Origin of the sequence: Mesobacillus persicus (genome assembly GCF_900109925.1) — a bacterium.
In the GTDB taxonomy this organism is placed as follows: Bacteria; Bacillota; Bacilli; order Bacillales; family Cytobacillaceae; genus Mesobacillus_B; species Mesobacillus_B persicus.
Window position 1 is genome coordinate 134,373 of record NZ_FOBW01000010.1, and the last position, 23,464, is coordinate 157,836.

Annotated in this window: 22 protein-coding genes; 7 read left to right on the top strand and 15 right to left on the bottom strand. The window is 40.3% G+C overall.

The genetic code is table 11. The annotated features are described in order from the left end of the window. Positions 1 to 133 precede the first annotated feature (133 nt). Together BMX30_RS23585 and BMX30_RS24100 are read right to left on the bottom strand one after the other, a co-directional pair. Positions 134 to 301: a hypothetical protein gene (locus tag BMX30_RS23585; protein ID WP_170843901.1), complete on the bottom strand. Its 168-nt coding sequence runs from the start codon at positions 299 to 301 to the stop codon at positions 134 to 136. Between the two features lie 214 nt (positions 302 to 515). Then, positions 516 to 647: a hypothetical protein gene (locus tag BMX30_RS24100; protein ID WP_280139976.1), complete on the bottom strand. Its 132-nt coding sequence runs from the start codon at positions 645 to 647 to the stop codon at positions 516 to 518. 236 nt (positions 648 to 883) lie between these two features. Between BMX30_RS24100 and BMX30_RS14845 the strand changes: the two genes are divergently transcribed. Beyond that, positions 884 to 1,666, top strand: a complete 783-nt coding sequence (locus tag BMX30_RS14845; protein WP_090747248.1) for a GNAT family N-acetyltransferase — start codon at positions 884 to 886, stop codon at positions 1,664 to 1,666. A gap of 170 nt (positions 1,667 to 1,836) precedes the next feature. Here the strand turns inward: BMX30_RS14845 and ltaE are convergent, their stop codons facing one another. Further along, positions 1,837 to 2,868: a low-specificity L-threonine aldolase gene (gene ltaE / locus BMX30_RS14850; RefSeq protein WP_090747251.1), complete on the bottom strand. Its 1,032-nt coding sequence runs from the start codon at positions 2,866 to 2,868 to the stop codon at positions 1,837 to 1,839. 218 nt (positions 2,869 to 3,086) lie between these two features. After that, a complete protein-coding gene (locus tag BMX30_RS14855; protein ID WP_090747254.1) occupies positions 3,087 to 4,052 on the bottom strand; it encodes a C40 family peptidase in 966 nt (321 codons plus the stop codon). 405 nt (positions 4,053 to 4,457) lie between these two features. On the opposite strand from BMX30_RS14855, the gene BMX30_RS14860 reads away from it, so the two are divergent. Further along, on the top strand, positions 4,458 to 5,627 hold the full coding sequence (locus BMX30_RS14860; RefSeq protein WP_090747433.1) for a TIGR04053 family radical SAM/SPASM domain-containing protein: 1,170 nt from the start codon (positions 4,458 to 4,460) through the stop codon (positions 5,625 to 5,627). Between the two features lie 177 nt (positions 5,628 to 5,804). After that, a complete protein-coding gene (locus BMX30_RS14865; RefSeq protein ID WP_090747257.1) occupies positions 5,805 to 6,101 on the top strand; it encodes a HesB/YadR/YfhF family protein in 297 nt (98 codons plus the stop codon). A 171-nt stretch (positions 6,102 to 6,272) separates the two neighbouring features. On the opposite strand, the gene selB is transcribed toward BMX30_RS14865, so the two are convergent. The 5 genes from selB to BMX30_RS14890 all read right to left on the bottom strand — a co-directional run bounded on the left by selB (position 6,273) and on the right by BMX30_RS14890 (position 15,281). Beyond that, on the bottom strand, positions 6,273 to 8,156 hold the full coding sequence (gene selB / locus BMX30_RS14870) for a selenocysteine-specific translation elongation factor (RefSeq protein ID WP_280139977.1): 1,884 nt from the start codon (positions 8,154 to 8,156) through the stop codon (positions 6,273 to 6,275). Positions 8,157 to 8,267: 111 nt separating this feature from the next. Next, on the bottom strand, positions 8,268 to 9,071 hold the full coding sequence (gene coaW / locus BMX30_RS14875; RefSeq protein ID WP_090747262.1) for a type II pantothenate kinase: 804 nt from the start codon (positions 9,069 to 9,071) through the stop codon (positions 8,268 to 8,270). Positions 9,072 to 9,336: 265 nt separating this feature from the next. Further along, entirely contained in the window at positions 9,337 to 12,477 is a 3,141-nt protein-coding gene (locus BMX30_RS14880) for an AAA family ATPase (protein WP_090747265.1), read from the bottom strand. Beyond that, a complete protein-coding gene (locus BMX30_RS14885) occupies positions 12,474 to 13,619 on the bottom strand; it encodes an exonuclease SbcCD subunit D (protein ID WP_090747268.1) in 1,146 nt (381 codons plus the stop codon). The genes BMX30_RS14880 and BMX30_RS14885 overlap by 4 nt, the downstream gene beginning before the upstream one ends. Before the next feature lie 579 nt (positions 13,620 to 14,198). Further along, positions 14,199 to 15,281 (bottom strand): CotH kinase family protein, encoded by a 1,083-nt coding sequence (locus tag BMX30_RS14890; RefSeq protein ID WP_090747270.1) that lies wholly within the window; start codon positions 15,279 to 15,281, stop codon positions 14,199 to 14,201. Positions 15,282 to 15,477: 196 nt separating this feature from the next. Between BMX30_RS14890 and BMX30_RS14895 the strand changes: the two genes are divergently transcribed. Further along, the gene (locus tag BMX30_RS14895) at positions 15,478 to 16,035 is read left to right on the top strand and encodes a CotG/ExsB N-terminal domain-containing protein (protein ID WP_090747273.1); all 558 of its coding nucleotides are present in this window, start codon (positions 15,478 to 15,480) and stop codon (positions 16,033 to 16,035) included. A 116-nt stretch (positions 16,036 to 16,151) separates the two neighbouring features. On the opposite strand, the gene cspD is transcribed toward BMX30_RS14895, so the two are convergent. The 6 genes from cspD to BMX30_RS14925 form a co-directional block, all read right to left on the bottom strand. Beyond that, positions 16,152 to 16,349: a cold-shock protein CspD gene (gene cspD, locus BMX30_RS14900; RefSeq protein WP_090747276.1), complete on the bottom strand. Its 198-nt coding sequence runs from the start codon at positions 16,347 to 16,349 to the stop codon at positions 16,152 to 16,154. Between the two features lie 145 nt (positions 16,350 to 16,494). Then, complete coding sequence (locus BMX30_RS14905; protein ID WP_090747278.1) at positions 16,495 to 17,046, bottom strand: 4Fe-4S dicluster domain-containing protein; 552 nt, start codon at positions 17,044 to 17,046, stop codon at positions 16,495 to 16,497. Continuing rightward, the gene (locus tag BMX30_RS14910) at positions 17,043 to 17,306 is read right to left on the bottom strand and encodes a chaperone NapD (RefSeq protein WP_090747281.1); all 264 of its coding nucleotides are present in this window, start codon (positions 17,304 to 17,306) and stop codon (positions 17,043 to 17,045) included. Before BMX30_RS14910 ends, BMX30_RS14905 begins: the two co-directional genes overlap by 4 nt. Positions 17,307 to 17,324: 18 nt before the next feature. Continuing rightward, on the bottom strand, positions 17,325 to 17,723 hold the full coding sequence (locus BMX30_RS14915; RefSeq protein ID WP_090747284.1) for a nitrate reductase cytochrome c-type subunit: 399 nt from the start codon (positions 17,721 to 17,723) through the stop codon (positions 17,325 to 17,327). Between the two features lie 15 nt (positions 17,724 to 17,738). Beyond that, positions 17,739 to 20,273 carry a nitrate reductase catalytic subunit NapA gene (napA, locus tag BMX30_RS14920; RefSeq protein WP_090747287.1) on the bottom strand — a complete coding sequence of 845 codons (2,535 nt, stop codon included), beginning with the start codon at positions 20,271 to 20,273 and terminating at the stop codon, positions 17,739 to 17,741. A 193-nt stretch (positions 20,274 to 20,466) separates the two neighbouring features. Beyond that, positions 20,467 to 20,880 carry a hypothetical protein gene (locus tag BMX30_RS14925; protein WP_090747290.1) on the bottom strand — a complete coding sequence of 138 codons (414 nt, stop codon included), beginning with the start codon at positions 20,878 to 20,880 and terminating at the stop codon, positions 20,467 to 20,469. 573 nt (positions 20,881 to 21,453) lie between these two features. Between BMX30_RS14925 and BMX30_RS14930 the strand changes: the two genes are divergently transcribed. The 3 genes from BMX30_RS14930 to BMX30_RS14940 all read left to right on the top strand — a co-directional run bounded on the left by BMX30_RS14930 (position 21,454) and on the right by BMX30_RS14940 (position 23,123). Continuing rightward, a complete protein-coding gene (locus BMX30_RS14930) occupies positions 21,454 to 22,086 on the top strand; it encodes a LysE family transporter (RefSeq protein WP_244532621.1) in 633 nt (210 codons plus the stop codon). Between the two features lie 83 nt (positions 22,087 to 22,169). Then, positions 22,170 to 22,490: a hypothetical protein gene (locus BMX30_RS14935; protein ID WP_342028078.1), complete on the top strand. Its 321-nt coding sequence runs from the start codon at positions 22,170 to 22,172 to the stop codon at positions 22,488 to 22,490. Between the two features lie 138 nt (positions 22,491 to 22,628). After that, complete coding sequence (locus BMX30_RS14940) at positions 22,629 to 23,123, top strand: spore coat protein (protein ID WP_090747299.1); 495 nt, start codon at positions 22,629 to 22,631, stop codon at positions 23,121 to 23,123. Positions 23,124 to 23,464 lie beyond the last annotated feature (341 nt).

Genomic DNA, 23,464 nt, shown 5'->3' on the forward strand with positions numbered 1-23,464 from the left:
TCAGACAGGGACCTCCCCATTTGTAGCACATCAATTAGCATGCGAATTTTCATGCCGACAAAATTTATGACACCTTGTTAAAGGGGGTCCTAAACAAGAAAACCGTCATGTATGGACGGTTTTTGAATACTCTTTATAAAAAATGCTCTATATCTTCATTTTCTGGGTCTATCGCCTCAGCTATTAAGTGAATATCCTTCATAATTTGTACTTTGATTTTTTCATCTCTACATTTTTTATATTCGTTAAATAATCGTCCCAATTCCTCGATGAAAATTGTAACCTCTTCGGCCTCCGCCATTGTTATTACCCCTTCATTATTTATCCTATATTTTCATTACCCTATTAAATGACTTTGACATACACTAACAATCTCCCATCAAGGTCCTTAAAAATGTGGACATTTCTTCTTTACCCTTAGACTTATTTCGTTAAACGTTTTATTACAATATTATTAATTTCTACCTACTTATTTTAAAAAGCCGCCCTATTAATGGGCGGCTTAATTTCCTATGTTATTGCCAATCACTCGTTCTCTCAAGTAAATGATCAATTTCAATTTGTTTCAGTTGGATGCACGATGCTTCTTCGGCCATATCTGCAGTCTCATCTAGTAATTCATCAATATTGGTGTAATTTATCGCCATGTCGAACCTCCAATTATGTATCTATTAAAACATCCGCTAGTTTTAACAAGTTTATGGGGGTTGCAAAAAATAATTTTAAATAAATCTGTATCAATCATGCAATATGTACTAAAATGAATATCAAATTTTTACTTTTTTGCTGTGTTAAAGAACATTATCTATTTATAATCAATTGATTGGAGCGGGGATCAACAGCCTCGTTTACACAGCTATTTTTAGAAAAAGGGGATTGGGGAATGATTAGAAAACTGAGAGAAGAAGACAATCAAAACGTTATGGATTTCCTAAGAGACGAACCATCCATTAACCTATTTATCATTGGTGACATCGAAGCTTTTGGATACAATGCCGATTTCCAGGAGATCTGGGGTGAATTTACTGAGAACCAAGGATTAAAAGCGATTCTATTAAAATTTCATAATTCGTTTATTCCTTATGCAAAGGGTCCATTCGATATCCATGGGTTTGCAGAAATTATAAAGTCTTATACAAACGAACCCTTACTCTCAGGAAAAGCTGACATCGTTGAACAGTTTGAAGGAATCGAAGGGATTGTTCTTGGTAGAAAACAGAAGACTTTCTTTGCAGAGTGTCAATCAGGTGATCAATTAGGTAAAACAGACCTACCTGTTAAACAGGCTACTATCTCCGATGTTGATCGCATCATTCAACTTCGAAGTTCTATTGACGAATTTGTTGTAAATGAGAAATCACGAGAAATGCTTGTCCAAGCTTTGGAGACGAACACAGGTAGAACGTACTCTATCGAAGAGGATGGTGAATTAATTGCCTCTGCCTCTACTACTGCTGAAAACACCTTCTCTGCGATGATCGTTGGAGTATGTACGAGTCCAAAACATCGACAAAGGGGATTGGCAACCTCCGTTATGCAGAAACTTATTCAGGACGTATTAGATGAGGGCCGGATTCTCTGTTTATTTTATGACAATCCAGCTGCCGGGCGGATATACAAAAGGTTGGGCTTTAAGGACATTGGCAAATGGACAATGTATAGATAGCTTAAAAAGGTCCTTCTCATTGGCGAGAAGGACCTTTTTAAGATTGTATTCATTGACCAAAGGGTTAGGTCTACAAACCTTTCACTTGATTTTTCATTAGAATTAGGTCCATATCCACAGCATTAGCTGTAACCCCTCACCTTTAATCGTTTCATCAATCCAAACAACGTTTATTGGCAGGATGCAGCTACGCGAGAAATCACTTTACTTGCTTGGTTTAGCTGTTCTGTACTAACATCATAATTTGTTACGAATCGAACCAAAGTTGGTCCAAACCCACCTGCTAGAACTCCTTCTGAATAAAGTTTTGCAACAAACTCCTGTGATGTCACGCCTAACTCCTTTACATCGACAACGACAATATTTGTTTCAACTTGGTTATCAACCCGAAGACCCTTGATATTTTGAATGTCTCCAGCTAATTTACGCGCGTTCGCATGGTCCTCACCTAGTCGGTCCTTCATTTTGGTAAGAGCGATTAATCCTGGGGCGGCAATAATTCCTGCCTGTCTCATTCCACCTCCAAGACGCTTGCGCCATTTTCTCGCTACCCGAATAAAATCGGCACTTCCGGCGATAATGGACCCTACTGGTGCACCTAGACCTTTTGACAGGCAAAATTGGACTGTATCAGCGTATTGAGCAAACTCTTTTACCTCTACTCCAACAGCTTCAGCTGCATTAAACAAGCGGGCACCATCTATATGTACTGGAACCTTATGCATTTGCGCAATTTCATAAACACTTTTCATATTTTCAATTGGAACGACTGCTCCGCCAGCACGATTATGGGTATTTTCAATTGAAATCATTCCCGTTTCAGGATAATGAATATCCACACCCCGAATCGCATCACGAACTGCATGAGGATCCATCGCACCTCTATGCCCCGAAATCGTTCGCGTTTGAACCCCAGCTAAGGCTGATACTGCTCCGGATTCATAGTAAAAAATATGGGATTCAGCTTCGAGAATAATTTCCTGGCTAGGACGACAATGTGTAAGAACAGCAATTTGGTTTCCCTGTGTGCCACTCGTTACCAAAAGGGCAGCCTCTTTTCCTAACATATCTGCTGCTGTTTCTTCTAATTTAAGGACACTTGGATCCTCGCCATACACATCATCCCCAACCTCAGCCTCATACATCGCCTTCCGCATTTCCTCTGTCGGTTTTGTAACCGTGTCACTTCGTAAATCAATCATCACAAACTCCCCTTTCATACCAACTATCAATTTATTTGTTGGAACCAATTGTTATTATTTTAACAGGAATTGAACATTATGGATGAAAAAAAATAAAAACAGCAATAGCAGATATAATCGCCGTTGCTGTTTTTATAATTAGCTATGAAAAACGAGGAAGTTGATTTCTGTTCCAATTCCCATGAAGGAAAAACTCGAAATCCAAAGCTAGATTAAAATTAAAATGTTGTCTTTGCTCCAAGGTAACGTGGTTTCCAATAAGAGTTGTTCATATCACTAATTTCAACACCTCTAGAAGAACCTGCGTGAATAAACTTATTCTCCCCTAGATAAATTCCTGCATGTGAAGGTCCTGATTTATAGGTTTCAAAGAAGACAAGATCCCCGACTTTTGGTGCAGCAACTGGCTTCGTTGCACTCCAGATTGTTGCTACTGTCCTAGGGATTGAAACTCCAACTTTATTGAAAACATATTGTAAATAACCACTGCAATCAAATCCTGCAGGCGTGCTTCCTGCCCAAACATAAGGGACACCAATATGCTTTTTTGCTTCGTTGATAAGAGCTGTTACTTTAGAAGCCTCAGTTGTGGTATTTACAGGATTAGAGGTTGTGGTTGTTGCAAGTTTTAGGACTTGTCCAACATAAATAATATCTGAGGTTAAGTTATTCCACGATTTTAATTGTGCTACCGATACATTATGGCGAACTGCAATATGTGATAGTGTATCTCCGCTCTGAACACGATAAGTGTTTGCAGTCGGAGTAGCAGGGGCAGAAACAGTTGATTGTTCAACCGTTGTTCCTGACACACGTAATGTCTGACCAGGTTGAATAAGATTTGAAGTTAATCCATTCAGTGTTTTCAGGTCATTGATCGACATATTGAAATTTCTTGAAATTCCCCATAACGTATCGCCAGATTTCACAACATAGGATGTAGCCGTAGTCGAGACCTGCTTTGTTTCTGGAGCAGCGACTAGTAGTTTTTGATTCACATAGATGGTCGAAGATGATAATTGATTCCATGTTTTTATATTTTCCATACTGACATTATAAGTTTTAGAAAGATTCCATAAAGAGTCACCTGATTGTACTGTGTGAACACTAGCACTTGCTGAAACACTAAACGATGTAAATAGTAGACCTGCTGCTGCAGCAATTGTCACAAGCTGTTTTTTCATGTTAGCCACTCCCTCGATGTATGTTTACAAGATAATACTAGAGTTTTATTTCCTAGATTCATAGCTGAAAAATTTGGAGCAAATGGATAACTTCCCCACAAGAAAAAAGCGTTTTCATCAAGCTCTCGAGGGAATCCCAGAAAAGTCAAGGATTTTGCTCTAACTAGCAGACCCCTCCTCTCTCCTTGTAACAATTTTGAAATACAAGTTTAAAACCGTTGTAACGTTAGTTAATGGAAATTACTTCCTTTAATGTAGAAGAATTGTAACAAACCGGATGATAGATACGAATCTATCAACATTATAATGAAACTATATTAAAAGGTATTTGTTGGTGAATACCTTGAATAAGGTGGCATAAAGTTTGACCACTATTAAATAAAAATGAAAAGTATGGTGATGAAAATGCATGGACATGGACATAAAAATGGGATAGTTGGAACGGGAATGCCCCCCGGTGTCATTGATTTTAATGTGAATCCATTTATTGTTATTTGGGAAGTAACTAGAGCTTGCCAACTAAAGTGTGTTCACTGCCGGGCAGATGCTCAAACGGAGCCAGATCCTCGTGAACTCAATCATGAAGAAGGATTAGATTTAATAGATCAAATTTATGATATGGGAAATCCGATGCTTGTTTTTACCGGCGGGGATTGCATGATGAGGGAAGATCTTTTTGAGTTAGCTGATTACGCAGTAAAAAAAGGAATGCGTGTCTCGATGACACCAAGTGCTACACCCAATGTAACTAAAGAAAAAATGGCTCGGGCAAAGGAAGTTGGTTTGTCACGCTGGGGCTTTTCCATTGACGGTCCAACACCTGAAATTCATGACCATTTCAGAGGAACTCCCGGAGCTTTTGATCTGACACTTGAAAAAATTCAATACTTAAATGAACTCAACATGCCGCTTCAAATTAACACGGTGATATCTCGTTATAACTATGATCACCTCGAGGAAATGGTCAAGCTTGTGACCGATATGAAAGCTGTCATGTGGTATATTTTCCTGCTTGTTCCGACTGGCCGTGGTCAAATCGATGACTGCCTCACACCAGCAGAGCATGAAAAAGTTTTCCGCTGGTTATACGAGTTAAGCAAAACAGCGCCATTCGATATTAAAACAACTGCCGCACAACATTACCGCAGAGTCGTGTTCCAGCAGAAGGCACGTGAGCATATCGTTGACAAACATGATATCCGCTACGAAGACACGTTAACGAAAGACATGGCTTCCTCTATAGATGGTTTAAAGCGCGCACCAAAGGGAGTGAATGACGGCAATGGTTTTGCCTTTGTTTCACATATCGGGGATGTAATGCCGAGCGGCCTACTCCCGATAGTGGGTGGCAATGTTCGCGAAAAACCGCTTGCTGAAATTTACCGTGAAGCAAAAGTCTTTAAGGAACTACGCCAACCGGACAATTATAAAGGCAAATGTGGTGTATGTGAATACCGCAATGTTTGTGGAGGATCCCGTTCAAGAACGTATGCTGTAACGGGTGACTATATGGAAAGTGAACCATTCTGTGTTTACATTCCAGAAGCGATGCGTAAGAAAGCAGTTGTTTTATAATAAGAGTTGGAGACTTACGGACAAAGAATCAGCTGGACCTATAAAAGCTCCAGCTTTATTGTGCAGATATATACGAGTTTTGACGTTTTTATGACACCAACATTCTTGGTGATATTAATCACACAGAAATAAGTCATTGATAGATTACAATATAAGTAACGAAAGGATGGTGCATACATGATGATTACAATTGAAAACAAAGCTTACAACTGGTTTGAGTCTGAGTTCGAAGTACCAAAACCGTTTTTCGTTCGTCTCTATCCCCAATACGCTGGTTTTGGTGAAAAGAACAAAGGTTATAGCCTTGCATTTTCACTTGAAAAACCTGCATTACTTGCAACCGAACAAGAAATAGATGGGATTACTTTTTATGTTGAATCAAATGATTCTTGGTTTTTTGACAAAACCAATGTAAGTATCCAATTCTGTGAAAATAAGAAAGAAATATTCGCAACTTATGCTGAACTAAACTAATTCATATATTTAAGTAGTCTTTGCAACTAGCAAAGGCTCTTTTTTATTTTCCGCAAGCAATTCGATGTTATAAAAAAAGTCCTGCACTTTCCCTATTAACTCTCTGATAAGCAATAATGTACTATACTAGAACCAAAAAAGCAGTGGATAGGAGCCTATCCACTACTCAAATTACTTCCGCCAAACGCGCTTATTTTCAATCCGCTTTGTTAAGCCCATCGCATCGAGTCGCTCTAAGAAAGGAATCATATACTTTCTTGATAAGTCGACCGCTTCCTTTGCTTCCCCGACCTCAAATTCAGAACCTGTGTGATTTCGAAGTTTGGCCACAGCTTCCTCAAATAAATCTATATGCCAGTAGTATTGATCATCTAAAGGCATAATGATTCTCTGCTCCTCTAGATAACGTTTCAATTCCCCAGTTAATTTTTCAGGGATTCCGGCGTCTTTAAAATAATCCGTTAAATAACGTACTTTTAAACCATCCTGTTTTATTTCTAGCAGCAGGTTTTCGGTTCGCTTTTCCCAGTTTTTCGGTACATGTGGTACAAAGGTAGACATCTTAACATACTGGTCCTTACGGCTAAAAACTTCCTTCTGAAATCCATTTTCGATAACAAAATCCAGTAGACTTTTAGGAAACATTTCTTGCATTCCTGAAAGAATTTCAGCCTTATTCAACCCTGGGCGCATTGGATTTTCACGGTGAAAGTCCTCAAGCTTGTCCGTAATATCGTCCTCAATAGCCTCAACCAATTTCTTAAGTGTATATTCCTTTGAGTTATAGAAAAGAAACTCTTCACCCATAAGAGTGGATCTCAATGTTTCCTCATCAAGAGCCGTTCTTTTACTCAACTCTACCATAGACAAACTTTTGGCTTCAAACAAGGCTGCGGTTACCCGCTCGACAGGTGTTCCGACCTTTTTCTTTTCGAGCTCGGAAATCGTCTGTTCACCAAAGCGGTATTTATTTCCACGCGGATCAATAACCCAACCACCACCGATGGTCTCCTGTGGGCTTGGACGACGGATGATAAACCGATCGCCACGCTTCGTGACGATTTCTTCCTCCAGGCGTAACTGGCAAAGGATTTCATCACTTTCTTCTTTAAGTTCATTTCGATCGAAAAAGACAATCCGGCCCATTACCTCGGCTGTCCCAATATGACACTTAATTGGCGTCCGTTGTTTCACTAAGTATTCGAGGTCCTCGACGACTTTAATTGCCACATCAATTGTCCTTGTCACGATGAATTGCTCAGAAGAAACGAGGACCTCTCCCCTTTCGATATCCTCTCTCGAGACACCCGAAAGGTTGATTGCAGCACGCTGACCTGCAAAAGCAGTAGACGCAGGCTTATGATGCACTTGTAACTGGCGTGCTCGAACTTCGAGCCCCTTTGGCATCACTTTTAACTGCTGTCCTTCCTCAACCGTGCCCTCATAGACGGTTCCTCTAACAACCGTCCCCTGACCTTTCACTGTAAATACCTGATCAATTGGTAAACGAAAGGCACCGCGAGAATCTCGTACCTCTTGTTCTTTTAAGGTTTCAATAATGTGAGCCTTTAACTCTTCTATTCCTTTTTTAGAAAGCGAATCAACCATCATAAAAGGAGCATTTTCGAATACTGTCCCCTCAAGCTCACCTAAAATATCATCTTTGACAAGGTCAATGAATTCTTCCTCCACCCGATCAACCTTCGTTATGGCAATAATTCCAGCTTTAATGCCGAGAAAACCCAAAATATCGAGGTGCTCCCTTGTTTGTGGCATAACTCCTTCATCGGCCGCAACAACGAGCACAACAAGATCAATCCCTGCTACACCAGCAATCATCTGTCTAATAAAACGCTCATGACCCGGAACATCGATTACCGAGATTTGAAGCTCATCATCCTCATATAAAGGAGCGAAGCCAAGTTCTATCGAAATTTGCCGTTCCTTTTCTTCTTTGAGGCGGTCTGTATCTACATTTGTTAACGCTTTCGTTAAGGTTGTTTTTCCATGGTCGATATGACCAGCCATTCCAATTGTAAAATATCGTTTGCTCAAATCTGACACCTTCTTTATCTCATCTACCTTTAATACTCTACCGTGAAAGACCTTTTTGTTCAAGGAACGTTTTATGAACATCAAGAAAAGTAGTTCAGTGTTTTAAGTTCATTAGACAATCAGGGCACCAATGGCCCCACTATATTCACCATCCTGCAAGAAATTCGGTGACAACCCAACCATGGTTGAATAGGATGCCAATCCATCTTTTAGAGATTGGTTCCCAATTAGGCTACTCCCAATATAGACGACCTCACTCAGCTGATGAGCTACTGAAGTCTGCTTGCTTAAGAGGACAATTGTTTCTGCCATCATATTAACAGTTGATGCCAACTGGTCCGCGGGGGTGTGTTCATTGGTGAATGTAGCCTTAGCAAAATTACTCGCGGTTAAATCTCCTCCAATCGGAGATTCAGAGTGATAGATATCCTTTACTAGTAGGTCCACCTTCTCCCGGTCCCCTTCCTTTATTAGATCAACAAGATTCTGATAATCATCACTCCCCACCAGAAGCTTTCCGAGGCCCATAAAAGTTCCTCCACCAATTCCACTACCTAGTATCCGTTCATTTTTATGACCATCAATTAAATACCAAGAGGTACCCGTTCCAATATTGACGAGCAAGTATTTGGCTCCAAGCTTTATTTCATCTTTATTAAGTAAATAGATAGCACCCTCGCAAGAAGCTTTAAACTCCGGAACCACTCTAGCTTGTTGGAAATAGTTCTCCTTTAGATAATCTGCTCTTCCCCCAGTGAGATTGATTTCAGCATTTCCAGCTGTCATCTTAAGCCAGTTTGCCATCTCCTTTAGCTCGCTAATCGGGTATTTTTTTAAACGAAACTGTCCATTTTGTTCGAATGCAATCTTTATGAGAGAACCGCCGGCATCGATTCCAAGTCTCTGTCTATTCAATTCGCTATACCCCTTTACATTATTTTACAACCATTCTATTGTTTATTTCCCGATGTGACAATAGTTATAGCTAGGTATCTATAACTTTGTATTTAAAAAACCACCTGGAACAGTCTTTCCTTCTTTGACTTCACTGCTGGACTGTGTGCCCCAAGCGAAAGTCAACAACTACGTTAGAACAACCTTCAAAATAGAAAAGAAGACACAAACCTGGGTTCGTGTCTTTGAGTTATTCTTTTGTTGGATTACTATTTCATGACTTTCCTTACCCGTTCAGAAAATAAAACTCCGTCTTACTTCCTGATTGTGTAGCAATCACTTCAAGTCTAGCATCGATTCGCTCTTTTAATTCCGGAACATGGGAGATGATACCCACCAATCGGCCACTGCTTTGGATATCAATTAGTGTTTCAATTGCCTGATCGAGTGATTCCGGATCAAGTGTACCAAACCCTTCGTCAATGAACATCGTTTCAAGTGATACACCCCCTGAATAGTTTTGGACGACATCAGCAAGACCTAGCGCTAGTGAAAGGGCTGCCTTAAAACTTTCTCCCCCAGAAAGTGTTTTGACATGGCGCTCCTGACTTGTATACTGATCAAATACAAGCAACTCAAGACCACTCTGAACATTCCCTTTTGAACGATCCGTTTTCCGAAGAAGACGATAGCGTCCACTAGTCATTTTAGCAAGTCTTACATTTGCCTCTGCCAAAATATCGTCCAAGAAGGCTGCAAGAACGAAACGCTCAAAGGTAATTCGATAGGTATTTTGCCCTTTCGAAATTTCATACAAATGGCCAATTAGCTTGTACCGCTCTTCAAGGGTTTTAATTCGCTCGTTAATACTCTCAACATCTAAGATAATCTGTTCATTTTCACGCTTCTTAATGTAGAGATTTTGGTAGTCTTCTTGTATTATTGAAATTCTTTCATCAACCTGATTTAAGGCCGCACGTAACCCCTCGATATCAGGTTTCTTCACATCCTTTAAAAGCATAGAGTATTCTTCTAGACGATCCGTAACAGAGCGAAGTTCTTCGTGATATTTACGGACTTCAGATTCAATTGCTTCAATCTTTATATCCGTCCGTTTCGCCTGATGATAATCTGGATACGTATCGAAGCCCTGCTTGTTCATAGTCTCTCTAAAAAGATCGCGCTCTTTGGCTAATTTTTCTTTCGTTTCTTGGAGTCGTTTTTCTGCTTCTTCAGCCCGAGTTGTTTCTTTGTCCAAGGAATCCTTTGCTGCCTGAAACTGCTGTTGAGTGGATTCTAGCTGACGAAGCAATTCTTCCTGTCTGTTCACTGCACGATCGTATTGTTGTACAAATGCTTGCCACGATCGCAAGTTCTCAGGGATACTTTCTGTCATCCGATTCAATGTCGTGTTCTTTTCAGTATATTGAATCGTTAAATTTCGATGGTTTTCAGCGAGATATTTGTTCTTTTCTTGTAAATCAATCTTCATTTTCTCGAGATTTACAACCTCCTGCTTCACAACAGGAAGTTTTTTCAGCTTAATAGAATGCTGCCTTTGTACCAAAACAAATTGGGCTTGCCTTGACTCAATCGTTAATATTGAATCCATTAATTTAGTTGGGTCGAAGTCTGGATGAATCTTTTTAATCTCTAAAAGTAGTTCCTCTCCACTTTTAATAAGTGTTCTTAAGTTAGAGTCTGTCTCGTAATAACTTTTTTCGAATTTAGTTTTTTCTTTTTCTAGTTGAGTCACTTGCTCTCTTGCCGCTTTTAAATCTTGCTCAGTTGGAATAAAACCGTTATCAGCGACAGCGAGTTTTGGGTGATGTTCCGATCCACATACTGGGCACTCTTCTCCGTGATGGAGATTACGAGCGAGAATCGACGCCTGGGAGTGTAGCCATGTTTGCTCTAACTCTTGAACCAGTGTCTTCGCATCAAGAAGTCTTGCTTCTGCTTTCTCATATTCACTACTGCGATTTCCCGCATCCTTTTGAGCTAGTTTTACGGAGTTTAGATGACTTTCATATTTTTTCAGCTTATCTAACTCCTGCTCAAGCTTTTCCATTGTTCGTTCATTTTCAAGGGATTCTAGCTGAGCTCTCTCAATCTCTTCTTTTTCTATTTGTAGATTCTTCAACTTATCTTCAGCTACTAGTAAGGACTTCTCCGCTTGATCCATCTGTTTAACTACGGTTGAGAGTGACTGAGAGACTTGCTCAGTTTCCTGTTTTAATCCAGCATAAGCCTTTACGTCTTCCCTAATATGTTCGAGTCTGCTCAACTCCTCTTGCGCAGCCTTGCGCTCTGGCTCTTTAGAAGTTTGAAGCTCTAGCTCTTGCTCCCTTAGTTTTAACGTTTCCGTTAGTTTTGAGATTTTTGCTGAGCTCTCATTGAAGTAGGACTCTAGCTGATCCGCATCCTTCTTCAGCCGATGGCATAATTCCTCTTGGCTTTCAAGAAGGGCCGCTTTTTTTGCAAGCTGTGCTTCCCGTTGTTTTGCTTCAAAAGATGTTTGTTGGCCTTCTAAATTGATTTTTTTCTGACGTAGCTCCTCCATTGCATGGAGCTGTTTCAGAACCGCTTCTGCTTCAAATGTTTTTTGCTGTAACATATCTCGTTCCTGTTGTTTGTCGGTTCTTTCTTTATTTAAGGTTTCCAGCTTTGACGTCATTGCTGTTATTTCTTCTTTGATCAGAGGGATCATTAAGGCATCGTTTGTACTTCCTGCCTCGATGTATTCCTTTAATTCCTCATGCTCGAACCAATGGGCACGTTTGAGTGTGGATCCTCTTTCTTCGGCTTGTGCTTCTACATGTTTTTTTAGCTCAGTTGCTTCTTCTTTTAGACGTTCTTCCACTTTTTTATATATTTCGGTGTGGAAAAGGCGTTGGAGAATCACCTCTTTGTCTTTACTATCAGAAGTGAGAAGTTTTCTAAATTCTCCTTGAGGGATCATGAGGATTTGACGAAACTGATTGCTATCGATGATCATAATCTCTTTTATTTTTTCATCCACATCCCGGACATTGGCAGCAAGTAGCTTTGGAGTATCATCTCCTTCAATAAGGTACAATTCCGCCTTAGCTCCAACTGTGGTATATCCATCTCCGCGTTCCTTTTTCTTCTCTTGTTGAGGGGAGCGGATAATCCGATATTTTTTTTGTCTTAGTGAGAAATCAAGGCTAATCTCTGTCAATAAATCATCCTTGGCAAACTGACTACGAAGATCAGAACCATTACGGTCTTCCCCACTTGCCTTCCCGTATATCGCATAGCTAATTCCGTCAAAAATGGTGGTTTTCCCAGAACCTGTTTTACCCGATACAACAAACATCGTCCGATTTTCTAGGCTCGTAAAGTCAATGACCTCAGTTCCTGCGTATGGCCCAAAAGCCTGTATCGTCAGTTTTAATGGCTTCATTTTTGTGCCTCCTCTTTCAAGACCTTATTTACAATGCCTGCCATTAGCTCGCGCTTTTCGTCTGTGAACTCAGCGGTTGTCATTTCACGATAAAATTGTTCAAATAAATCCAACTCTGACTTTTTCTCCTCTTTTATCGATGAAAAGTTTCTTAATTGCTTCTGATCTACAGATTCAATTTTTCGTTCAAGGTGTAGCACATGTGGATAAATTTTCCTTAACTTTCCGATTGGGTCAATTAAAGAACCGTCATCAAGCAATGTTACTTTTAAGTAATCATCCGTTTTTTGCTTTTCGTAGAATTTTGGGTCTAGCAATTCTTCTAGATGTCCCTCTAACTCACGCATGTCCTGCCTTGGAGTAAGCGTACGCTCCCTGATTTCGAAACTGCCGTTTTCGTTCATCTCAATAATAGATATCGTTTTTCGCTGCTTTGCCTCAGAAAAAGAGTATTTCATTAATGAACCAGAGTATTTAATTTTGTCGTGTCGAATGGCATCCGGGCTATGTAGGTGCCCCAGCGCTGTATAAGAAAAAGGTGCAAATAAGTCCGAACTCACACATCCAGAACCACCGACCGACAATGTCCGTTCCGATTCACAAGTCTCCCCGCCAAGAACAAAGGCATGTCCAACGAGAATATTGGGCTCATTTGGATTAAGATTTTGCTCCATTTTCCCGATGACTGCTTTCATGGCATCCTGATGCGAATGTACAGATGAATCATCAAGTAAATGTCGGACGTGTCCGGGTTCTGCGTATGGAACTAGGTGGAAATTAACACCCTTAATTTGGACCGGTCGAAAATCATATATCAGCTTCCCAGTTAAATAGAAATGGTTATGACGATACCATGAGCTGCCAAAGGATAGCCTTTCCGCACTATCATGATTACCGGCTATGGCGACAACCGGAATATTCAATTCCACATTAATTTTAAAAAGAATTTCGTCTAATAGCTCAACGGCATCTGTTGGTGGAACCGAACGATCATAAAGGTCACCAGCAATCACAACCGCATCAGGTTGTTCCTCTGCAACAACCTCAATAAATTGATTGAGCAGATAGCGTTGGTCCTCCGTCATATAGATTCCATGAACCAGTTTCCCTAAATGCCAGTCCCCTGTGTGGATAAACTTCAAAATCCTTCACCTCTCCTTTAGGTCATTTTCCAATAATATTATTATATCAGACTAGCTATCTAGTGAATCTCAACAAATTAAGGAAACATTAGTGTAACTAGCATTTCAAACTATAGATACGATAGCACGGAATTCGGCAGAAGAAACCGGCGTTAACTTCATTTTCTATCATTTGGCTGTGTTAAAGGACAATGTTGATTTTGAGCAGGTTGATTGGAGCTCCAGGCACGAAGACTCCTGCGGGAGTGCAAGGCCAAGGGAGACCCCGCAGGAGCGGTAGCGACGAGGAGATAGAAAAGCGGAAGCGCCTTGGTCAGCCCCGACAAGCGCTGGAAGGCCGGCAGATGAAGTCGTTCTTTGACTTCAACTGACGGACTGAAGCGACTCGAGGGGCTAGGCGCTGGTGCTGGCCAGGCTCCGGGACTGCCCGCGAACCGCTCGTGCCTGGAGCGGAAATCAACATCCACGTATAATACAGCCATCATTTTAAAAACTACAAAAAGAATAATACCAACGTAAAAAGGATGCACCGAGATAGATTCGCAATGCATCCTAACTATTTTATCAATAAACAATACTCTAACTCAATTTATACAATTGTTCGCTAATGAACTTGCGGCGGTTTTTAATATAATCATAAATAACATGTGGTTCCTGTTCGAATTGTTTGATTGCATGTTTGGTGTATGGATCTATTACGATATAAGGGTGGAGTTGTTGAACCAAACCTTCAACCTTCGGTGTCATATGTTCTATGGTAAAATGTGTATTCAACAACTGTATTAATAAACGTTGATACTTTTTTCGAAAATCATCCACATCCAATATCCTTGCGGTTAAAGTGTTAAAACCATCAATCGGTACATAATCGGACCTAAGGACCCTACCATGTACATCTCTCCCCCATGTTGCATCATAATCCCATGGAATCATTTCAAAACGTCCTGAATCGCCGTTTCTGTATAGAGCATAGTTATGGACAAAACCGTCATAGTTTTGTGTTAGCACAACACCGGCCAGCCAACGAAGGTATTTTTCAACATTGACCACCTTCTCCACCTCTCTGCCAAACTCCGCCTTGCTAATTGTATTAATTTTGAAAATCATCTCTTTGAGGTATCGATCATCTTTCCTATTCCCGACCTTCTTTTGATAGCCTGAGACAAGGGATTTTTTCGTTCCTTTGTTTGAACCACTTTTAAGGGAAAAATTTGCATTTCCATTTATCGCATAATAGATGGATCCCGTAGGTAATTTCCTTTTAGCTAGGAAATGTTCATCAACTGATTCAAGTTCAAGATATACCCCATGCGCCTTCCCATTCAAGCCTAAGAAGACATGCTTTGATTCGGGAGAAAGACAGCCAATTTCAGAAAAGAAATCTAGTGATAATTTATTTCTAATCAGGGACGGATCATTAAATTCTGCGTTTAGATGAATCTCTTTAGCCCTTTGATATCGTGGTGGGTTGTAAAATTGGATATTGTAAGATTTTTTTTCGAATTCCCTAATATGGGAACCTCGATAGGTAATATCAATGTCTAAATGATTTCTATCGATGATAAGATTGGCTGGAACTGGATCATCAATCCAAACGTCACGTTGAAGTTCTTTAAAATCTAGGGGATCAATATACAGGTTGTACAAAGGGATGTCCTTCATGTTCCCCCTCCTATTGTTTTTACTTAATCGTATGTTGAAGGGGGAATGTCATCTAAAACATCCGTCTATTTTTAGCAAAAATACGCAGTTGCCTAATACATTTTTAGGTCATTACAGTACCTTATAGTAGAGACCTAAGAAACATCGTGGAGTTTTAAGCGATTGTTCTTTTAAAGACGAAAAAGGAGGTTTGGTTTTGAAACATAATTATTCGAGTTACGATATTGAGCGAGCAGTTGAGCAGGCAGAAGCAAGGGGATTGGATGAATTTATGTCGAAGGATCCGCGTGGAGGAAAACAAACTACAGATCATTTCGATACAAGAGAAAGTAAGGTTCATACTGACCAAAAAACAAAGCCACCGCGAAGAAGTATCTTCGACGATCTTATGTTTGGTTCTCGCTCTCCTAAGAACGACGAACTTATATCATCAAGTAGCTTAATAACTAGCAGTATGGACTTAACAGGAGATATCCTCGGTACGGATGACCTTCGAACTTGTAATCCATGCGAGGAAGTTCGTGAAATTGTTAAAGGGATTAGAGAAGGCAAATACACACTTCGCTCGACTGGCTTTGAGGAAGACCTTGATGATACTTTTCAGCCTACCCGTCAATCCTCAGGCAAAAATCTTAGATTACCAAAACATTGGAGAAGCCATCAAGTAGACCCATCCGATGGATTTAAATACCATGAGACTTATTGGGACGGCGGAAATATGGCAGCTTTAAGAATGACAAATAAAGAATTGTAACCTAAAACGAGTATTCCATGTAGGAATACTCGTTACCTTTTTGGGTGACGCTTATATATATTCCATAAGTTAATGTAGCCCAGCCAAGTGGCTGAGCTAATATGAGAAAATGAAAATTATCTTTTCACAACATTAGATGCTTGAGGTCCGCGTTCCCCTTCAACAACATCGAATGAAACTTCTTGACCTTCATCTAAACTTTTAAAACCGTCGGTTTGGATAGCGGAGAAATGAACAAATACGTCATTTCCTTCTTCAGTTTCGATGAATCCAAAACCTTTTTCAGCGTTAAACCATTTTACTTTACCATTCATTAATAGATCCTCCTAGCTTGGCTACATATATAGCCGTGTTGAAATTTTCCCATTTACAACGATTATTATTGCTTTACATACCTCAACTTATTCAAGCAATTTCAGGCAGAAAAGAGCTCTCTGTTTACCTACAGAGAGCCTTTTACTATAGCTTTATCCATATTCCCTTATCAACGGATATGCATCGCGAGACACATAACCCACATCCATTACAATTCTCCGCTATAACAACTGGTTTACCATTATCTAAGTATATCGCTTGAGTCTGCGGACATGCCCTAATGCAATAGTCACACATGACATCTTTAAATGCCAAACAGTTGTCTGGTAGAATATCAGCAAAACCAACCACAGCAGATCCACCGTTTGCTATAGTGGTCAATGCATGTGAAGGGCATACATCGATACATTTTCCACACATTGTACACGGTCTGATGTTCGGATCAATGAACGGAGTATTAGCAAGCTTTGCTCCACTTGCTAGCGAAAATAAGCTGATGGTTTCTTCAGGACACGCATTCTTACACAATCCACACCTTGTACACAATGTTAAAAATTCAACCTCGGTACTCGCCCCTGGTGGCCGAAAAAACTCACGTTCGTCGTCAAGTTGAGAAAGAACAAGATTCCCAACAAATCCTACGGTAGCATCCCAGTTCATGGATAAAAACTGGCGCCGATTTAAACGCTCGTTCATTGGTTACTCACAGCCTGCACAAATTGGAGATCTTCCTCAAAATGATTGTAGACAAGACAAACCATTAAGACTCCGTCTATGTGTTTAAACTTGTCTGAAATTTGATAACTCTGGTCAACTGTTTCGGCCTCAATTGTTAAGACGATTTTATGATTTTCCTCGATATGATGGATTTCCACTCCATTTATTTGGGCCACAGAATTAGCGGCGCCATGGGCTCTACCAGGTACCGTTTCAATATATAAGCCAGAAATCACCATAGTTTGTTCCTCCAAATCTTATTCTACGCTGTTAAAAGCTGTTTTCTGATCATTTTGTGTTGCATGGCATTGAATGCAGTTATCGCGGAAAATCTGACCATCTTGATTGCCATCAATATAGTGATCCTCCGGAGGCTTCGGCGCCCCTGAGGCTCCTACTTGATGGCAGGTTAAACACCCCTCGTGACGTAATTCTGGCACCCAACGATCAATATGATCAGCAGGCTTCGTTGGGGGAACACCCACTAAACCCATTGTTGCAGCATCCGGGCGTCCTTCTTCTTCTAATTGAATGAGGGTAGGTTTTTCTGCTTCCGTTGTCTCGCCAACTTCGTCGAAAAAAACAGTCACACTTACAGCAGCTATAAAAACAACGATGAATAACCCGATATAGAGTAGCCTCTTATTGTTTAACATTCCATTCCCTCCTCCTTATGCCTTTACTATTTTAACAGCACATTTTTTAAAATCAGGCTGCTTGGAGATCGGACAATAAGCATCCAGTGTGACCAGATTAATGAGGGTTTCTTCAGCAAAAAATGGTACATAAACAAGTCCTTTCGGGGGAACACCGGTCCCTTTTGTTTCAACTTTAATTGTTACTTCTCCTCTCCGAGAGATGACCTTTACCATATCTCCACGCTTAACACCAAGTGACTCTGCGTCTTCTGGATTGATCTCACAGAAGGCTTCTGGTACCGCACGATGCAGTTCAGGTACGCGCCTCGTCATCGTTCCTGTATGCCAATGCTCGAGCACCCTACCTGTACATAACCAGAACGGATAATCTGCATCTGGTATTTCCGGGGCATCCTCAAAAGGTCTGAAAATAACAGATGGACGATGCTCTGCGGACTTATAAAAATCGATGTTCTGATATTTTCCTTTTTCACCGAATTCAGAGATGCCATACTGGTCAAAACCTTCTTCTTGTTTGCCATCAGCATATCGCCAGCTAGTTTCCATCCATTCACCATTTACGTTTCGAACCGGCCAGGTTAAGCCTTGCTTTAAATACTCCTCATAAGGAGCAAGTTGTTTAGCCGTTAGTTTTAATTTTTTCCCTAATTCCTGAACCTCTTTATTTGGGTGTTCGTGAGGATTTGTGAACAGCCGATATTCTTCAAATAGTGTTTTGTTTAGTTCACGTTCATCCTTGATGACATCGTCCTGTTCATGATCCCATACATTTCCAAATAAAACATCGAAAGCAGGCTTGCCACCAATATCCCTTCCACTTAGAATCCTTTTGGCCACTTGGATAATTGCCCACAAATCATGTTTTGCTTCACCTGGAGGCTCGACTACTTTTTCAAATATATTGGTTCTTCTTTCTGCATTCCCAAATTGCCCTTCACGCTCAACCCACATCGCAACAGGCAACACAACATCTGCTAATTCCGTCGATTTTGTCGGATACCCGTCTGATACTACGATAAAGGCATCCAAGACCCCTTTTCCATCAGCGTCCTTGCCAAGGAACCTATTTAATTTTGGTAAACTCTGGCCCCAGTTATTCGACATGCTCCAAAGGAATTTGATGTTTCCGTTCCCAAGCTCCCTGAACATTTTGACTGTATGTAATCCAGGTTTTTCAATTGGATCTAGGTAGCCCTTTGGTAAGTTCCAAACCAGCTCCGCATAGTGACGATGCTCGGGGTTATTTACCACCATATCAGCAGGAAGACGGTGTGAAAAGACGCCTACTTCTCTAGCCGTACCACAGGCACTAGGTTGGCCAGTTAATGAAAATGGACCACTACCTGGTTTCGAGATTTTACCAGTTAACAAATGAAGATTATAAATAAGGTTATTCATCCATGTTCCACGTGTATGTTGGTTAACCCCCATTGTCCAAAGAGAAACAACTTTTTTGTTAGGGTCAGCAAATTCCATCGCAAGAGCTTCGATATCTTTTGCAGGTACTCCTGATAGTTCGGAAACCTTTTCAAAGGTATATTCCCTTAGCTTTTCTTTATATTCCTCAAAAGTAATCGTCCAATTTTTATCTGCTGCTTGTCCTATTTCGGACATATCATAGTCATCTTCTAAAGAATGGCCAAGGTTCTCTGTACCTGCTTTAAACTGTATGTGTTCTTTGACAAACTTTTTATCATACTTCTCATTTTGGATAAGATAATTGGCGATCGCATTCGCAATGGCTAAATCCGTTTGTGGGCGAAAAACCAATGTAGCGTCAGCAATTTCTGATGTACGGGACTTTCTTGTCGTTAAGTCATAATGCATAACACCTGGGGTACTTAGTTTTCTAGCTGTCAATCTTGAATATAGCACAGGATGCATTTCCGCAACATTCGCTCCCCAAGTTACGAAAACATCGGTTTGATCCAGGTCCGCATATACACCCATTGGTTCATCCGATTGAAATGTACTCATAAAACCTGTGACTGCACTTGCCATGCAAAGCCTGGCATTAGGGTCAATATTATTGTTAAGCATGCCGGCTTTCCAAAGCTTTGCAGAAGCATAGCCTTCAGTTATGGTCTGTTGACCAGATCCCCAAAAAGCAATTGATTTTGGATTTTCTGTGTGAGCCTCAGCCATTTTATTTGCGACTAAGTCTAACGCTTCTTCCCAGGATGCCTCCCTAAAGCCTTCCATCGTCCCTTTCTTGGTTTTATCTTCGCGAATAAGCGGCTTCGTAATCCGATCTTTTCCAAAGAGAATCTTCCCAACATAATAACCTTTAATGCAATTCAATCCTTTGTTTGAACGGTTATCCGGGTCACCTTTCGTTGCGATTATCTTGCCTTCTTTTATTCCGATTAGAATACCGCAGCCAGTCCCACAGAATCGACAAACTGAACGCTTCCACTCATCTGGCTCTACCGTATCAGTTGCCTTTTCAGCGGTGACAGGTTTTCCTTCCGATTGACTACAACCGGCGGCAGCCATGGTTAATGTGACAGCGGTCGCTTTGAGCAAAGTTCTTCTTTTTAGCTCCATTTCCTTGCCCCCTATTCTTTTCTCATATACATCTTTAGCGTATTCTGGAGTGCCTTTATATTCAATATCTTGTTCACGATTTCACAAAACGTTCATGTCTTTATGGCAAATTACATTAGTGGTGAGAATTGTCATACAAAATTAAAACCCGAAAGACTAGTATCAGTCTTCCGGGCTTGTTTAGAAGTTTAGATTATCTTCTACGACGTTTTTTTCTTTTGTCCTTGTCATCATCATCTTGTGCAGCATCAACTAGATCATTGATTAGACAACGACGTACTGCGCGACAAATATCTTCACTGTCGATAAATGCTTTCACAGGGACTTTGAAGTTCTCGTCGAAAGCTCCAAGTACATCATCGTCTTTTCTACGTGGTCTATCAAATGTTCCTGCTACATCGCCAGTTGTTCTTCTCTTACGTGGTCTGTCAAATGCACCTGCTACATCACCAGTTGTTCTTCTTTTACGTGGTCTGTCAAATGCACCTGCTACATCACCAGTTGTTCTTCTTTTACGTGGTCTGTCAAACGCTCCGGCTACATCACCTCTGCGTCTTTTATCGTCCCCCGTAAAAAGACCAGCTACATCATCATTGTAATATCCCATTTAAAGTTCCCTCCTTTCATGCTTTGTACTGTATACTATGTATCCTTTGTACATGCTGTTAAGGCAAACAACTCATTTTAAATGAAAATGGGTGCGATAATTTGAATCCTAACATGTGCAAATCAATCCCTTGTGTGTTAAAATGGCATATTTTTCGTATTAGCTAATATAAATAATAAAACCTCCTCAATTTTTTATCTGACGACGGTCCTTTCTCCGTTAGATATTTTTCAACTCTATTGTACTCCCTGGAGGATCCAACTTTTTAGGGGGGAAGTCTATGCTAGAAATCCTGTTAGTCTTAGCGTTACTATTATTTTTCGTATTTCTTAAAATGGGTATCACATCATACTTCAAAAAGTCAGACAGGAATTGGCTTTATTTTTCATTTTCCTTTCTAAGTATGGTTGCTCTGGCACTTATGCTTATGTTATTTCCTTAAACACCCGAACTCCGATCGCCCCCACTTAACAGTATGTGGGGGAAGTTTTATAGGACAAGTAGTTTTAAATCTCCATGAACGCTCATAAGATGTAAAAGTTATAACGAGCGTTGGGAGTGGGAGCAATGAATATTAGTATACAAGTATTGGCCAGCTACATCTTCTTGGGAATCACTTTAGCTGCTCCAATTGGTCCAGTAAATTCGGCTAGGTTGGATAAAGGAATCAAAAATGGGTTCTGGCATGCTTGGATTGTTGGGACAGGCTCCATGATTGCCGATGGTATTTTTATGGTATTGATCTATATGGGGCTTGTTAATTTTTTGGACATCCCCATTATTCAAATTTTCCTCTGGCTGTTTGGTGGGTTTGTCCTCATTTATTCTGGGGTTGAGAGTATTCTTAGTGCTAATAAATTTTCAATCGATACAACGAGACGAAAGGATTCTCTATTTAGATGCTTTCTGACTGGTTTTGTTATGTCCATCACCAGCCCATTATCCATTCTATTTTGGTTAGGAATTTATGGATCCGTTCTTGCAAAAACGGCGTCCTCATATGGGACCGGGGATTTGCTTGTGTACAGTAGTATGATTTTTCTGGGACTGGCCGTTTGGGATTTACTTGTGGCAGCCCTAACTTCAGGTCTAAGGAATTATTTAAATTACAAAAGCCTTATTGTCATTTCCGTATTTTCTGGCTTGTCACTAGTTGGGTTTGGGGTTTATTTCGGCTATCAAGGAATTCTGGCACTCTTTTCATAGAAGTATCATAAGGATCGTAAGAATAATTTACTGTACCGATGTTCATTCTATTGTTAAATAATAGGATAATACTAGGGGTGCTAATGATGACCGTTTTTGTTTATCAGACATTTGAAATAAAACAGGATAAATTTAAAGAAGCCATCGACAACTTACGTGAGATTCAAAAGTTCAGAAATGAACATTTTGCTCAAAAGGTAGAAATTCTTTCCCCTGTTTCGGGTCAAGACCATACATACGCGCTTTTGTCAACGTATGACGGATTAGCCGAGATGGAGTTACAGGATAAAAAAATGTTTGATGATGAAAAGTACTTAAAGTTAATCGGGGATTTCTTTTTAAAAAATATTACCCAAGGAAGTATGCATACTCAAATTTACCGGACCACCAATGGAAAAGGCTAAAAACAATAAATATATTCTCAGCCTACTAACGACAAGAAGACCCCACCACTCAATTCCGATATTCATGCGGACAATTTTCCTTCTTATGTACTACAGAATAAGCTAAATTGACGCTAAAAAAGGAATGGGAGTGCTTTTATGTATTCAGGGGTACGTAATACTTTAGCTTGGCATGAAACATTAGAGCTACATGAATTAGTTGCTTTTCAATCCGTTGGTTTAATGAAATTAAAAATGTCATTTAGAAAGATAATGGATTCTGAATTACGAGGAATATATGAAAAGAGCATTCAGGGTCTAGAGAGAAACATTAACGAGTTGATGCAATTTTACTCTGCCGCACCAGTTAGAACAGCAAGAAATGAAACATTAACTAATGATTTCGCCTTTTACGCTGGGGATCTACTGGCTTTCTCTAAGGCTTCTGTCCGAAACTATGCGATTGCCATTACTGAAACGGCAACTCCTGAACTTAGAAAAGTTCTCACGGACCAGCTCAATCGAGGGATAAAATTACACGAAAGAGTTTTCCGATACATGTATAAACATGGGCTATATCCTTCGTACGACTTAGGTCAATTATTGACTAATGATGTGAATCTTGCCCAAAAAGCTTTATCAATGGATTATTAATGCAACTTAACTTAAAGGTGTCCTCTTTGAAAAAAGGACACCTTCTTTTATTTGAGGGCATTGAAAAGTCCCTTGAAATTTAGAAATGTACTAACACAAAGTTATTGATTTCCCTTTCAGGCGGCTTTGCTTTCCGCGGGCATGCCGGAGAGTCTCCTCGGTGCCTTAGGATCCTGTGGGGTATTCCCGGCCCCGTACTCCCGCAGGACACTGAAAAGCATCTTCGAATATGCCCATGCACGAGAAAATGTGTAGTTCATTTTCGAGGAGTCTTCCCCGCCCTCCACTCCAATCAATATTGAAAGCTAATAGGCAACATCTTCTAAACGAGTTTTCGAAAC

Bases quoted from the DNA above. Each gene is read 5' to 3' on its own strand.
- ltaE (WP_090747251.1), bottom strand. From the start codon at position 2,868: ATGATTGATTTACGAAGTGACACGGTTACAAAACCGACAGAGGAAATG.
- BMX30_RS14860 (WP_090747433.1), top strand. From the start codon at position 4,458: ATGCATGGACATGGACATAAAAATGGGATAGTTGGAACGGGAATGCCC.
- cspD (WP_090747276.1), bottom strand. From the start codon at position 16,349: ATGAATGGTAAAGTAAAATGGTTTAACGCTGAAAAAGGTTTTGGATTC.
- BMX30_RS24100 (WP_280139976.1), bottom strand. From the start codon at position 647: ATGGCGATAAATTACACCAATATTGATGAATTACTAGATGAGACTGCA.
- BMX30_RS14890 (WP_090747270.1), bottom strand. From the start codon at position 15,281: ATGAAGGACATCCCTTTGTACAACCTGTATATTGATCCCCTAGATTTT.
- BMX30_RS14935 (WP_342028078.1), top strand. From the start codon at position 22,170: ATGATGACCGTTTTTGTTTATCAGACATTTGAAATAAAACAGGATAAA.
- BMX30_RS14925 (WP_090747290.1), bottom strand. From the start codon at position 20,880: ATGGGATATTACAATGATGATGTAGCTGGTCTTTTTACGGGGGACGAT.
- BMX30_RS14855 (WP_090747254.1), bottom strand. From the start codon at position 4,052: ATGAAAAAACAGCTTGTGACAATTGCTGCAGCAGCAGGTCTACTATTT.
- BMX30_RS14915 (WP_090747284.1), bottom strand. From the start codon at position 17,723: ATGTTAAACAATAAGAGGCTACTCTATATCGGGTTATTCATCGTTGTT.
- BMX30_RS14940 (WP_090747299.1), top strand. From the start codon at position 22,629: ATGTATTCAGGGGTACGTAATACTTTAGCTTGGCATGAAACATTAGAG.
- BMX30_RS14910 (WP_090747281.1), bottom strand. From the start codon at position 17,306: ATGGTGATTTCTGGCTTATATATTGAAACGGTACCTGGTAGAGCCCAT.
- BMX30_RS23585 (WP_170843901.1), bottom strand. From the start codon at position 301: ATGGCGGAGGCCGAAGAGGTTACAATTTTCATCGAGGAATTGGGACGA.
- BMX30_RS14845 (WP_090747248.1), top strand. From the start codon at position 884: ATGATTAGAAAACTGAGAGAAGAAGACAATCAAAACGTTATGGATTTC.
- BMX30_RS14880 (WP_090747265.1), bottom strand. From the start codon at position 12,477: ATGAAGCCATTAAAACTGACGATACAGGCTTTTGGGCCATACGCAGGA.
- BMX30_RS14865 (WP_090747257.1), top strand. From the start codon at position 5,805: ATGATGATTACAATTGAAAACAAAGCTTACAACTGGTTTGAGTCTGAG.
- napA (WP_090747287.1), bottom strand. From the start codon at position 20,273: ATGGAGCTAAAAAGAAGAACTTTGCTCAAAGCGACCGCTGTCACATTA.
- BMX30_RS14905 (WP_090747278.1), bottom strand. From the start codon at position 17,046: ATGAACGAGCGTTTAAATCGGCGCCAGTTTTTATCCATGAACTGGGAT.